The sequence below is a fragment of the Catalinimonas locisalis genome (genome assembly GCF_038039535.1).
Taxonomy (GTDB): Bacteria; Bacteroidota; Bacteroidia; order Cytophagales; family Cyclobacteriaceae; genus Catalinimonas.
The window spans coordinates 17,297-29,911 of record NZ_JBBPHP010000059.1 but is presented as its reverse complement, the minus strand read 5'-3'; the positions used below and the strand labels follow the sequence as shown (position 1 = coordinate 29,911).

Sequence of the window (12,615 nt, the reverse complement as noted above, 5' to 3'; positions counted from 1 at the left end):
AAAAGAGTAATGTATAAACTTGGCAGAGGGGCTGCTTAAGGGGAAAATAATAGCTTCACCAAAATTTAGGAAGAGCCAGCATCACCGGAATATCCAGAAAGCAATCAATTTAATCTTGCTGCTCCAATTGGAAGACTTTAAATATGGATAGACGATCCAAATGTAAAATCCTTCCTTTAAAAAAGGTAGTGAATATTATTTAGATATTTCTGAAGTAAAATAATATTGATGTGACATGTCCTCACTCGTTGGAATACTACCCATTATTACTCTCCTCACCCAAGTCTTAATTCAGCCCCTGTATTATACATAGGTTTATGGAATGATTTCCTCAAAAGAGCACATGAGCAGTAACAGAGTCTTTATATTGTTGGAGGTGGTTCCCCTGCTAGCTGTATTTTACAGCTTGCGCTCCAGTCATTATGACAGGGAAGTGTTTTTTAGGAAAAAGAAGGAGGTAATTACAAATTTACAGCTTTTCCCAGTGGACATCAGCCTCCTTTCTCCAAAATGTAGTAAACGCAGCCAGGTAAGTCCGTTGAATTAAAAAAGGAGAGTAAGTTGCACTTGCTCTCCTATATTTTTTAGGGTTAAGAATCTATCAATTTGGCAACACCATACAAAACAAAACCATTTCTACAGGATAAATTTATATTATTCATTACCTTCTATACTTAGGGATAGTTTATTGATTTCTCTTTCTATTCTGGCAATAGCCTGGTTTAACTCTTCATAAGAAGAACTCCAATCTTCATCTTTTATAGACTTTACGTCATCTATTTTTTCATTCAAATCCATCTTCTCATCCTGAAGATTCTCTATCGCTGATTCAATATCAGCAGTAGCTGCCTGGTTTGATGACTTTCTGACACTTTTATTTAACTCTTTAATCCTGTTATCAATGTCACTGCTCCTGTCTTCCAGGTTTTTTATCCTGGCCTGCCGATCATCTTTAGCATACTGCTCTCTGGCTTCCATTGCAGCCTGGGTTTCTTCCTGTGCATTTTGAGTGGCATCCTGAGCATCTTTTACTTGATCCTGTACATCTGACTTGGTTACAGGCCTGCTACAACTCCATAAGGCAAATGCACATATAATGGCAAACAGGGTTGAGGTATAAATCGGATATTTCTTCATGTTTTTATATTTAACTTGTTTGAAATAGGTTATTAGTAAATAGCCTGCATTCAGGTCTATTGATGATAAGGGAAGCTACCTGTATTTGATCTGATAAGAGTTATACAAGCTTGGAATTAAATTACATCATTCACACATTACCATTACCCATTTGTAGAGAGCATGAATAGTAAAAGTTGGTTCTTTGAATAGGTACAGAAGCTGTTGCAACAGGGAATTGCCATAAAAATTAATACAAGGATAAGCTGCTTTTTGAGGTTAATTTATTCTCTATTCACCATCAGACCCTGATAGCAACGCGCAGATCACAACGGAAATCCGTGATTCAACCCTAAAGAACTTCAGAAGTGTACTGTACAACCTTTTAAGCAATGCCATAAAATACAAATCGCCTTCAAGGGGTCCACAAATTCACATAAAAATAAAAAAAGAAGAGGGTTATGTGTTGCTATCCGTTAAAGACAATGAGCTTGGAATAGCTGATGAGGCAAAAGACCAACTCTTCACTCCCTACACTCGTTTTGAAAAGCGTGTGGAAGGAACAGGTATTGGGCTGTATCTGGTAAAAAAATTGTTGAGAATGAAGGAGGTAAGATCATTATCCAAAGCCAGCTAGGTGAGGGTACGGAGTTTAAAGTATATCTGAAATCTAAAAATTAGAAGAATGATCGCCCCATACTCCTCTACCTTCTGTATCTTACAAATGATTTGTCTAGCCGTTTATGGAGATCCAGGCTGGAAGAAAACACAAAAATATCACCCTGACTATGTCCAATTGATATACATAATTTTAATCATGCACTTAATCGTTAGATAAGCCAAAAATATTATTCAGCTCTTCAACATTAATCAACTCAGGATAGTCTTTCATAAGTTTTTGCACAACTTCTTGTAAATAATGTGAATGGTCTCTACTTTTTTCCTCAAGGCTCAACGCATTACGCAAGACAGCGACTTCATCTTCTAACTTTGCGTTTCGGGCTTCTATGTTTATCATCTTTTTGAATAAGATTCTAAACGCATCATTTTTATCCATGGGTTTCTCGTTTGATATTCATTCTCCTGATCTAGGATTTTTTACAGAAAAGAAAGTAAACAAGGAGAGTTAAGCATAATTGATGGGTTTGTCAAACTTTAAGCTGCAAATTTAAAATAGAAATACTTATAACAGGGAAAAATAAAAAACACTTCGTTATGATCTAAATTAACAATACTGAGTAATTACATCTCAGAAGTTTGAATCGCGAGTATCACTGAAGAGCGTATATACTATCCAGAGCAGATAAAAGAAACCGGGCTTTCTCTTGGCACCTCTCTTCTTCTGCTATAAAAGAAGTGTTCATTCAATAAATAATTGTAGAAGAAGACATAAGTACCTCTAACAATCCTTACTTTAATGAATACAAAACTCAAACCTTAAAAGCTTGAAAAAAAATAGACCTTTCAGAAAATTAATTGCCAAAGCAAAAATTGAAACCAGAAGAAGACCCATCTTTAGCCGCCCGGGCAAAGACATACCTGCCGGCATCGTAGTCTTTCTGGTAGCCCTACCCTTGTGCCTGGGCATTGCACTGGCTGGTGGTGCACCATTAATCTCAGGACTAATATCGGGAATAATTGGTGGTATCGTAGTCGGAAGCATTAGTCGATCTGAGGTAAGCGTAAGCGGGCCTGCTGCAAGTTTAACCGCTGTAGTATTGGTAGCCATACAAGAATTAGGCAGCTTTGAAGTGTTTTTACTGGCTCTGCTGATCGGAGGACTGATACAGCTACTGATTGGTATCCTGAAGGCCGGGATAATTGCTGACTACATGCCTACCAGCATCATTAAGGGCCTCCTGGCTGCTATTGGGCTTATTCTTATATTCTCACAAATCTCCTATGCTTTAGGCGTGGAACAAGATAGCCGGATTATGGATTACTCCCGGAATTTTGTGCTTAATCCTCCGGAAATCTCGGTGATTCTTCAATCTCTATCACCGGGAGCTGTTGTATTGACGCTTATTTCTTTATTGATTCTGATATTCTGGGATAAAACCTTCTTAAGAAAAATCAAAATCCTCCCCCCTTTTCTGATGGTGGTGATTATAGGAGCGATAATGAACATGTTTTTTAAGTATTTTATCCCTTCTTTTTACCTGGAGGGCTCTCATCTGGTCAATATTCCGGATATTGACGGATTGTCTTCGTTCCTGACCTTTCCTGATTTTAGTGCTATAGATAATGCGCAGGTCTGGATTTATGCCCTCACCATCGCTTTGATCGCTTCTATTGCTTCGCTGCTGGCCATTGAGGCGGCAGATAATCTGGATCCACACAAGAGAAGAAGTCCTCCTAACCGGGAGTTAGTGGCCCAGGGTATCGGTAACACGCTGGCGGGATTTATCGGTGGTATTCCAATCACTTCCGTTATTGTAAGGAGTTCAGTCAATATTGAGGCAGGAGCAGAAACCAAGCTCTCCACGCTAATCCATGGAGCTTTATTGCTGGCTAGTGTATTAGTCCTGAGTTCAATTATTAATCTGATCCCCCTGGCCTCCCTGGCGGCCATTCTCCTAGTGGTAGGTTATAAGCTTGCTTCTGTTTCCCTTTTCAGAAACATGTACAGAAAGGGCTGGGAGCAGTTTATCCCCTTTATAGTCACTACCATCGGGATCTTGCTTACAGACGTATTGCTTGGTGTACTGATAGGTACGGCCTCAAGCCTGTTTTTTTTACTTAGAGGTAATTTTTATAATCCCTTCTATATTGAAAGTGCAAAATCCAGGAAGAGAGAAGAAGTTCGGCTAGAGCTATCCAATGAAGTATCCTTTCTGAATAAACCTGCCATAAAAAAAATCTTATGGAATCTTTCTAAGAATTCAAAGATCATTATTGATGCTACTTTTACCACCTACGTGGAGCAAGATATCATAGAGATTCTAAATGATTTTCAAAATACTTTTGCGCGGGAAAATGGCATTGAGGTCATTGTATTAGGGCTAAGGGAAAGTTATAATCCGAATAGCCAAATCAAGGTGGTACGGAGTCAAACAAAACTCAAAAAAGCCTTTACCACACCACAGGAAATTTTAAATCACCTCATAGAAGGAAATCAAAATTATGTAGATGGCAACCTGGTTTCAAAGCGATTAAGGAACAAAGAGTTAATGGATTTCATCAAAGACGCTCCCTTAGCAGTAGTGATCAATTGTATTGACATGCGTGAACCTTTAAACATGCTGCTAAACACCGGTATCGGGGATCTTATCCCCTTGCGTGCTTTAGGAAATCTCATGAGTGACGACCTTATATACAGTACAGAAGTAGCCTGTAGAAACCAGGGCGCCAAACTGATCCTTTTAATGGGGAACTCTAAAAACTCCTTTATCAGAGAAGCCCTTGAATGTCAGCGGGAGAGAAAAGATTCTTATTTGATGCCATTACTTGACTCTGCCCTTTCTTCTGCTGAATTCAACTGGGAAAAATTAAATCATGAAAAAGTCAATGTATTGGTAGACGAAATTACCATGTGGAATCTGACAGAGTCCAAAAGTAGAATTATGAGTCAAAACGCATACCTCAGTGAGCAGGTGAGCAAAGGTAATTTAGGTCTGTGTTCAGCTTTCTTTAATCGTAAAACAGGTAAAATCGAGTTTTCTTCCTTGTTTCATTCAATCTAAAAATAGCTTTGGGTAAAAACTTCTCATCCTGCTCTCCTTTGAGCTTGGCATTTATGCTTTTCACTTTCGCAATTTTCAGATCAAATTAGGCGCTTTCTTTCGAGTTTTTACTAATTACCAGGCTTAAAGGAAATGTGTGAATGATGTAACTTATACCAGTCATTATGTAAGCCATTACGACTAAATTAGAACTACTTTTCAATAATTATTTATATAAATATAGCTTAACTATGGAAATATTAGGAAACTGGAATGAGCAAAAGGGCAAACTTAAGCAAAAATTTCCTGCTTTAACGGATAGAGATCTTATGTATTTTGATGGTAGGAAAGAAGAAATGTTAGAGAAATTACAAGCTAAATTAAGTATTTCCAGAAATGAGCTTGGTGCCATATTGACTTCTCTTTGAAAAAACTTCTCTATTAGTAAGTCTGGACTTACTGGAAAGGGTATTTAAATTTTTTCAAAATCAAAAAAGGAGAGTGATTTAAATTCTAAAATTTTTTCTCCTTTAAGTACCTTTTTATTTAAGTTTTTTTGGTACTGAAAAGTAATTCAGTACTCAATAGATCAATATCTGAACTTACACTTTCCAAAGAGGTTTCATAAGCTTGTTCAAATCAGCTTTCTTCAATTTTTTTTTAGATGTTAAGACCTGTGGCAGTTGGTAATTAGTTTGGTCATCGTTATTGATATTAATTAAATGACACTAGTCAGCATGGAATCGGAATTCAGCAATCCCAATCTAAACACGGAAACAAAATTCGGTCTGTACAATACTTTGCTGGCTGATGAATATGTACTTTACACCAAAACCAGAAATGCACATTGGTATATAGAGCATCAAAGCTTTGTTGAAAGTACCCGTTTCATAGAAAAACAGGTGGTGTCTTTAGATATAATCATTGATGATATCGCTGAACAAGTACTGAAGACCCGATATGCAGCCCCCATCTCAATGAGAAAGTTTCTCAAAATCACTCGCCTGAGCGAATGGGAGGACGAGATGAAAAGTGACCAAATTATACAGGAATTAGTAGGAGATCATCAAAAGATCATCAAGATACTGAAGGGAGATATTCTCTTATTATCCGAAACAAATGATATTAAGCATCAGAAATTTCTAGCCAGTTTGGTAACAAAACATGAACAAATAGCTGAAATGTTGCTGGCTAGATTGGCATGACTTCTTGCCATTTAATTGAACATGGAGCCTATTAAGTTATTCTACAGAAAAAATGATCAAAAAGAATAAGTTGGTCGCTATTATTGTAGCCCACCCTGATGATGAAACACTCTGGGCAGGAGGAACCGTATTGAGCCACCCATCCTGGGATTGTTTTATTATTTCCTTGTGCAGGGCAAATGACACTGATCGGGCTCCCAGGTTTTTTCAGGCTCTTAAAGTGCTGGGTTCCAGAGGAGAAATAAGCGATCTGGACGATAGCCCCATCTTAGAACCATTAGATGAAAGTGAAGTTCAGGAAATGATACTTCAGTTATTACCTGTGCAGCATTTTGATATCATCATCTCTCATAATCCTGCCGGAGAGTACACCCGGCATATCAGGCACGAAGAAATAGGAGAAGCTGTCATCAAACTATGGTTAGCCGGTAAGATTTCCGCACAGGAAATCTGGGCTTTTGCCTATGAAGACGGAAGTAAAGAGTATCTGCCAAAACCCATCAAAACCGCAAATATTTATAACAAACTGGCTGAGAAAACCTGGCTGAAGAAATATAACATCATTACTGAGACCTATGGTTTTAAAGAAGATAGTTTTGAGGCCGAAACTTCACCCCGGGCTGAGTCTTTCTGGAAGATAACGAACTCTTCTGAGGCGATCCAGGTGCTTATTCATGGAGGAATTCTGTCATGAAAGTACTAGTCCTCTACGACTACCCTCCTTCTCCGGGAGGGCTCGCTACCCAGGGCGACCTTTTATATAAAGGACTGCTGGAAACTGGGGTTGATGCCCATGCCGTACATTTTGAATCTGCCCAGGAAAAGGAATGGTACTATCGTTGGTTTAACCCTGATATTGTGGTAGGAGTAGGCTATTGGGGCCATACACCCCATCTTATATTACACCCTCAGCGATACGGCATACAGGCAGTGCCCTGGCTGGTCGCTGATGGTTATATTGCCAATTATCAAGAAGCGCTGAATGCTCTTCCCCTAATACTTGTCACCTCTCAGTGGGTTAAGAGTATGTACGTCCGGGATGGTATACAGGGGGATAAAATAGAAGTACTGCCTGTGGGTTGTGATACTTCTACCTTCATTCCCCGTACCAAAGACGATCCTAAAATTACAGCTGTTCGTGAGGCCCTTGGTATATCTGAAGACCAGTTGATGATCCTTACTGTAGGTGGTGATGCTGCATCAAAAGGGGCGCAGGAGGTAATGCAGGCACTCGCCGTCATTGACCATAAAGCCCCTGACTGGAAATATGTCTGTAAGGTATGGCCTCAACCAAGAACTAAATTACAAAACCTGTCTGATCTTGAAATGGCTACACAACTTGGCATTGAAAAGAATGTAACCTATGCCACCAATACCATTTCACGCAATTTTATGCCTTACCTGATAGGCGCATGTGACATATATGCTGCCCCTTCAAGACTGGAAGGTTTTGGCATGCCCCAGGTAGAAGCTGGCGCATCTGAAAAACCGGTGATTGGGATTAAGGCAATGGGCATGCTGGATACACTGGTACACCAGCAGACTGCTCTACTGGCAAGTGTAGCACAAGAAATTGTGGTGAATGAAGTAATTCTAGGTAATGAATCCGGTTTTGAAGATCAGCACAAAGTAGTCTTTAAATCTCCCAGAACAGTGGATTACCGTGCCAGTGTTCATGATATCGCTAATTATCTGATGGACCTGATGACTGATACTGCCTTGCGGAACCAACTGGGCAAATCAGCTAGAAAACATGTGGTACAACATTTTGATTATCGTGTGGTCGCTAAGCGATTTATAAGTATTATTCAGGAAAAGTTGGGCATAGCATAGGTTTAAGGTATGAAACTGACAAATAGGCAAAAAGTAGAGGAAGCTAAAGAAGCAGCGCTTAAGGTACTTATTAATAATATGCACGGCCCTTACCATGGACTTCCCCGTACTGCCGCCTGGGGATATCCCGAGCCTTATACCAGAGATTTACTGATTTCCATACTGGGTATTGCTGTTTCCGATCATAAACAGCTTATAGCAAGCATGCGGAAAGTTTTGGAAGTACTGGCACAAAATCAAACTGAGAATGGCCACATTCCCTCACTGGTACATGACCCAGAAGACCGGGGCGCAAGTGATACCACGCCTCTGTTTTTACTGGGGATCGGCATCTTTAGAAAGCTCACGGATGAACCTGAGTTTCTTCATGAAGCAGCAAATAAATCTCTAACCTGGATGGCCTTTCAAAGCCCTTCAGACTACTGCATGGTAGCACAGCAACCTACCAGTGACTGGCGCGATGAGCAATGGGTAACCGGTTATGGCTTATTTGTCAATACGCTGGTATATAGTTACCTGCGACTGCATGGACAGCATGAGAAAGCAGATACTGTTCATAAGCTAATGAGCAAGTTTACCATTCAGGGAAGTATACAGCATCGGCATGTTCACGAAGGGTTAGTCGTCACGCATAAACCTTACTATGCTTTCTGGTCTTATAAAATTTACAGTAGCGAAAGATTTGACCTGCTGGGCAACAGCCTGGCCATCCTTTCCGGAATTGCATCTCCAAGCAGGGCCAAGAAGATGGTTTCCTGGATTGAAGGGGAGTGTAGGAGTATGAAGGAAAAAGGTGATCTAGCGCTTGAACTTCCACCAAATTTCTTTCCCTTTATCAATCCTGAAGACCCTGACTGGCTGGACAGGTATAAAAAATTTAATATGCCAGGTGATTATCATAATGGTGGTATTTGGCCTTTTATATGCGGGTTTTATGTGTCAGCATTAGTAGCTGCCGGGCAGCACAAGCTTGCAGAAAAAAAACTAATGACACTCACAGATGCTATCATAACTTCAAATAACGGGAGCTTAGAATTTGGTTTTAACGAGTGGATTAAAGCTCAAAATGGTAAGCCCATGGGGCAAGACTGGCAAAGCTGGTCTGCTGCACTTTATCTGTATGCGGCAAAATGCGTTGAAGAAAAAAGAACACCATTTTTTGAAGAAATCAGAGACTTCAGGGACTGATATAAAACGTATATCTATTCTCTGGTGCTTACTGAAGAAAGCAGTTCCTCAGTTCCTGCTACATTCTCATGGAAGAAAAAGTCAGCGCAGCATATTCTTCTTATTTCATATCAGTTTTTTAACTTATTTCCATTGAGTACAGAGTGAAAGTGAACCGCCTTGAAGTTAGAACCAGCATCTTCTTTGGGAGGAGCTCCCAAGAGAAAGCCAATGGATTGCAAAGGCTTGACGGCATCACAGATAACTTTGAAGATAGCCAGCACCGGAATGGATAAAACCATTCCCGGTATACCCCAGAGCATACCGCTAAAGAATAATGCGAGGATAGCAGCAAAAGGGTTGATACTTACCTTACCTCCTACAATATTGGGAGTAATGAAATTACCTTCCAGTACCTGAACACCCCATAGTACCCCCAGCACGCCCACAGGATACCATAAAGAATCTTTGGTAACCAGTGCAAACAGGATGGGCAACAGAGAGCCAATCACAATACCGATATAAGGGATGATAATCAGTATAGCAGCCAGTACACCAAAGAAAATGGCATGCTGAATGCCTAGCAGCATAAGCCCTAAAGTATTTAGGATAGCCACTATAGAAATCACCATAAACACGCCTAAAATATAACTCCTTACCACTCGCTCAATTTTATGAATGGTGATTCCCACTGTATAATGATCTTCAGGACTGAACCATTGATAAATGGATGTTGCAAAGAATCTACGATAGTATAAAAAGAAAAACAAAGAGATGAGAAACAAGAAGAATGAGGTGACAAATCCGGCAGTAGCAAAAACGGTTTGAGTGAAAACAGAAGAACTGTTTTGCAAAAAGCGGTTCAACGAATCTTTGAGATATTGGGTTTGCCTTTGCTGGTCAATATCAAATGTGCTTCCCATCCATGAAGATCCCTGATCAATAAGTTCATTGAAACGGGCACCAATTGAATTGAGGTCATTAGATATATTGCTCAACTGAAAAGAAAAGAAGTAGGATAAGCCAGCCAAGGCAATAAAAACGATCAGTATGGATAATAGGGAGCTAAAAAGCCTGGAGATCTTCAGTTTTTCCAGTTGAGCACTTAGTGGACGAAGCAGTAATGCTATGACCAGTGCTGTCAGCAGGGGACTTAGGATTGACTTGCCTAATATCAGTACATAACACGTAAGGACAATGCTGGATAATATGATAAAATATTTAACATAGCCGGGGATCGTTTTCATTATACTGGAGCCTATTTACCTAACCCTACGCTGCGGGGTAGATGGGTTTTGATATGATTTTTTTTGCACTAAGGTATATGATCATTGTAGTCCTCCTATGCAAATATAAATTATAAGAAGGAGGTAGATCCAGACCATTTTGCTATTGTGTTTTCCGAACAACAAAACGGTGCCTGGGCTGACTCTTATTTCATGAAATCAATCTCTTGTTCGCATCATTGGCTGCTTTTCAAATATTTATATAACTCACTATCGGTTGAGAGAATGACGGTTGTTTCGCTATTGAATGTTTTCTGGAAGGTTTCCATAGACTTTAAGAAAGTATACAACTTTCTTGATTGATCATTTTTATCATAAGCGCTGGCATATATAGATGCTGCAGTAGCATCTGCCTTACCTTTAATTTCTTCAGCTTCTCTAAAGGCTTCAGACTGAATAGTCTTCAATTCTCTCTCCTTTTCACCATTGATTCTTGAAGCTTCTCCCTGGCCTTCAGACCTGAACTTATCAGCTATTCTAAATCGCTCACTTTTCATCCGCTCGTACACCTGGGTCCTCACTTCTTCTACATAATTAATCCTCTTAAACCTGAAATCCAGAATAGCTATCCCCAGGTCCTGGGCCTGCAGGCTGGCAGACCTTTGAATTTCCTCCTGAATGCTGTCACGCCCGACAAAAATCTGGACCAGGCTATCCTCAACAATTTCGCTGATCGCTCCACTGGAGATGGGTGTCCGGTTACTGGTTCTGACCACCTCTTCCAGGTAATTTTTTGCCACAAAATCTCTCGTTTCACCATCCAGGATATCATCTAGCCGAGATTGGGCCCCTCTTTCATTGGTCAGACGTTTGTAAAACTGCAAAGGGTCTACAATCTGCCACCTGGCATAGGTATCTACGAAAATAAACTTTTTGTCTTTAGTAGGTACCTGGTTGGGGTCTCCGTCCCATTCCAGATAACGTTTTTCAAAAAAATTAGCCTTCTGTATAAACGGAATCTTAAACTGAATGCCCGCTTCGGTGATGGCTTCACCTACCGGTCTTCCAAACTGGGTGATCACAACCTGTTCTTCTTCATTTACAACATAAAAGCCTTGCAATATCACTATTACTGCAACTGCAGCAGCAATGATTATAAGTATTGTATTTTTTTTCATAATTTTTTAATCTCAATAATTTCCAGGATTACTTATTTTCACTTCCGGTTGGTGGCGTCAATTGTAACAGGGGCAATACATTGCTGCCTTTGTCGTCCATGATAATCTTATCACCTAATTTAGGTACCACTTCCTGCATGGTTTCCAGGTAAATCCTGCTCTTGGTTACTTCCGGTGCTTTGATATATTCTGAATAAAGAGCATTGAAGCGAGCTACTTCACCTTTGGAGTTATTCACACGCTCGGTCGCATAGCCCTCTGCTTTTTGAATAGTTTCCTCTGCCTGTCCCCTGGCTTTGGGAATGACTTTATTGTATTCCGATTTTGCCTGGTTTATCAATGTTTCCTTTTCCTGTTGTGCCTCATTTACTGCGTTAAAGGCGGGTCTTACCGGCTCAGGAGGGGTCACATCTTGTAATACCACCTGCTCCACCCGAATGCCTAAGTCATATTCATTTGATAAATCCTGAATGAGAATTTTTAATTTTCCTGCTATTTCAGAGCGTCCCACGGTTAGCACTTCGTTTACAGTACGGTCTCCTACAATTTGTCTCATGCCAGCTTCGGAAATATCCCTTAAGGTATTGTCAGGATCTCTCACTTTGAAGAGATAATTATACGGATTGTCAATTCTGTACTGCACCACCCATTCCACGTCTGCCAGATTCAGATCACCTGTCAGCATCAGGGATTCATCTTCGACACCCTTTTTACTGAAGGTTGACTGCACGCCAACACTGGTGGTCCTGAAGCCGAATTCCTGCTTTTGTTGTCTTTCCACAGCTACTTTATGTACTGTCTCTACAAAAGGAATTTTAAAATTTAATCCGGATTCCAGGGTTCGGTTATATTTCCCGAGACGGGTAACCACCCCTACTTCCTCGGCCCCTACCTGAAAGAAGGTGCTGATAATGGCGATTAAAACTACTACCACTACCGCAATCAGCTTTATATTATTCAATAATTTCTGTAAAAACCATTTAATCTTATCTTCATCAAAATCTGCCATATTTTTTTTATTGCTTACTTCTTTTTTTCGCTAGTTACTTTAATAATATTAATTGATGCCTTCAGGATAGATTTTTTAAAACTGCTACAGCGTCTTATTGCCCAGTTCTACCCTTATTTGTTATTGCACCTGAACCAGGACCCGTTCTAGGTTCCTGGTTCATTAAGAGTTCTTAATGATCTTTAATGGAGTCACTCAGTACCGGGCTTAGGGTTGTTG

12 protein-coding genes are annotated in these 12,615 nt (G+C 40.1%); 7 read left to right on the top strand and 5 right to left on the bottom strand.

From position 1 onward, the window contains the following. Window positions 1-654: 654 nt before the first annotated feature. Window positions 655-1,137 carry a hypothetical protein gene (locus WJR50_RS31635; RefSeq protein WP_341297343.1) on the bottom strand — a complete coding sequence of 161 codons (483 nt, stop codon included), beginning with the start codon at window positions 1,135-1,137 and terminating at the stop codon, window positions 655-657. A gap of 265 nt (window positions 1,138-1,402) precedes the next feature. Between WJR50_RS31635 and WJR50_RS31630 the strand changes: the two genes are divergently transcribed. Next, window positions 1,403-1,753 (top strand): ATP-binding protein, encoded by a 351-nt coding sequence (locus tag WJR50_RS31630; RefSeq protein ID WP_341297344.1) that lies wholly within the window; start codon window positions 1,403-1,405, stop codon window positions 1,751-1,753. A 186-nt stretch (window positions 1,754-1,939) separates the two neighbouring features. Here the strand turns inward: WJR50_RS31630 and WJR50_RS31625 are convergent, their stop codons facing one another. Further along, window positions 1,940-2,173, bottom strand: a complete 234-nt coding sequence (locus WJR50_RS31625; RefSeq protein WP_341297342.1) for a hypothetical protein — start codon at window positions 2,171-2,173, stop codon at window positions 1,940-1,942. Window positions 2,174-2,561: 388 nt separating this feature from the next. On the opposite strand from WJR50_RS31625, the gene WJR50_RS31620 reads away from it, so the two are divergent. The 6 genes from WJR50_RS31620 (at window position 2,562) to WJR50_RS31595 (ending at window position 9,004) form a co-directional block, all read left to right on the top strand. After that, window positions 2,562-4,799, top strand: coding sequence for a bifunctional SulP family inorganic anion transporter/carbonic anhydrase (locus WJR50_RS31620; protein ID WP_341297341.1), 2,238 nt, complete (start codon window positions 2,562-2,564; stop codon window positions 4,797-4,799). Window positions 4,800-5,029: 230 nt separating this feature from the next. Continuing rightward, window positions 5,030-5,206, top strand: a complete 177-nt coding sequence (locus tag WJR50_RS31615) for a CsbD family protein (protein ID WP_341297340.1) — start codon at window positions 5,030-5,032, stop codon at window positions 5,204-5,206. 309 nt (window positions 5,207-5,515) lie between these two features. Next, a complete protein-coding gene (locus WJR50_RS31610; RefSeq protein WP_341297339.1) occupies window positions 5,516-5,983 on the top strand; it encodes a ferritin-like domain-containing protein in 468 nt (155 codons plus the stop codon). Between the two features lie 52 nt (window positions 5,984-6,035). Continuing rightward, a complete protein-coding gene (locus tag WJR50_RS31605) occupies window positions 6,036-6,677 on the top strand; it encodes a PIG-L deacetylase family protein (protein WP_341297338.1) in 642 nt (213 codons plus the stop codon). Next, the gene (locus WJR50_RS31600; RefSeq protein WP_341297337.1) at window positions 6,674-7,816 is read left to right on the top strand and encodes a glycosyltransferase family 4 protein; all 1,143 of its coding nucleotides are present in this window, start codon (window positions 6,674-6,676) and stop codon (window positions 7,814-7,816) included. The genes WJR50_RS31605 and WJR50_RS31600 overlap by 4 nt, the downstream gene beginning before the upstream one ends. A gap of 9 nt (window positions 7,817-7,825) precedes the next feature. Continuing rightward, complete coding sequence (locus WJR50_RS31595) at window positions 7,826-9,004, top strand: glycoside hydrolase 100 family protein (protein ID WP_341297336.1); 1,179 nt, start codon at window positions 7,826-7,828, stop codon at window positions 9,002-9,004. Window positions 9,005-9,114: 110 nt separating this feature from the next. On the opposite strand, the gene WJR50_RS31590 is transcribed toward WJR50_RS31595, so the two are convergent. The 3 genes from WJR50_RS31590 to hflK all read right to left on the bottom strand — a co-directional run bounded on the left by WJR50_RS31590 (window position 9,115) and on the right by hflK (window position 12,396). Beyond that, window positions 9,115-10,230, bottom strand: a complete 1,116-nt coding sequence (locus tag WJR50_RS31590) for an AI-2E family transporter (protein ID WP_341297335.1) — start codon at window positions 10,228-10,230, stop codon at window positions 9,115-9,117. 215 nt (window positions 10,231-10,445) lie between these two features. Beyond that, complete coding sequence (gene hflC, locus WJR50_RS31585; protein ID WP_341297334.1) at window positions 10,446-11,387, bottom strand: protease modulator HflC; 942 nt, start codon at window positions 11,385-11,387, stop codon at window positions 10,446-10,448. Window positions 11,388-11,415: 28 nt separating this feature from the next. After that, window positions 11,416-12,396 (bottom strand): FtsH protease activity modulator HflK, encoded by a 981-nt coding sequence (hflK, locus tag WJR50_RS31580; protein ID WP_341297333.1) that lies wholly within the window; start codon window positions 12,394-12,396, stop codon window positions 11,416-11,418. Window positions 12,397-12,615 lie beyond the last annotated feature (219 nt).

Excerpts from the sequence above, each read along its gene's own strand:
- WJR50_RS31605 (WP_341297338.1), top strand. The coding sequence starts at position 6,036 with ATGATCAAAAAGAATAAGTTGGTCGCTATTATTGTAGCCCACCCTGAT.
- WJR50_RS31615 (WP_341297340.1), top strand. The coding sequence starts at position 5,030 with ATGGAAATATTAGGAAACTGGAATGAGCAAAAGGGCAAACTTAAGCAA.
- WJR50_RS31595 (WP_341297336.1), top strand. The coding sequence starts at position 7,826 with ATGAAACTGACAAATAGGCAAAAAGTAGAGGAAGCTAAAGAAGCAGCG.
- WJR50_RS31625 (WP_341297342.1), bottom strand. The coding sequence starts at position 2,173 with ATGGATAAAAATGATGCGTTTAGAATCTTATTCAAAAAGATGATAAAC.
- WJR50_RS31610 (WP_341297339.1), top strand. The coding sequence starts at position 5,516 with ATGGAATCGGAATTCAGCAATCCCAATCTAAACACGGAAACAAAATTC.
- hflK (WP_341297333.1), bottom strand. The coding sequence starts at position 12,396 with ATGGCAGATTTTGATGAAGATAAGATTAAATGGTTTTTACAGAAATTA.
- WJR50_RS31635 (WP_341297343.1), bottom strand. The coding sequence starts at position 1,137 with ATGAAGAAATATCCGATTTATACCTCAACCCTGTTTGCCATTATATGT.
- hflC (WP_341297334.1), bottom strand. The coding sequence starts at position 11,387 with ATGAAAAAAAATACAATACTTATAATCATTGCTGCTGCAGTTGCAGTA.
- WJR50_RS31600 (WP_341297337.1), top strand. The coding sequence starts at position 6,674 with ATGAAAGTACTAGTCCTCTACGACTACCCTCCTTCTCCGGGAGGGCTC.
- WJR50_RS31590 (WP_341297335.1), bottom strand. The coding sequence starts at position 10,230 with ATGAAAACGATCCCCGGCTATGTTAAATATTTTATCATATTATCCAGC.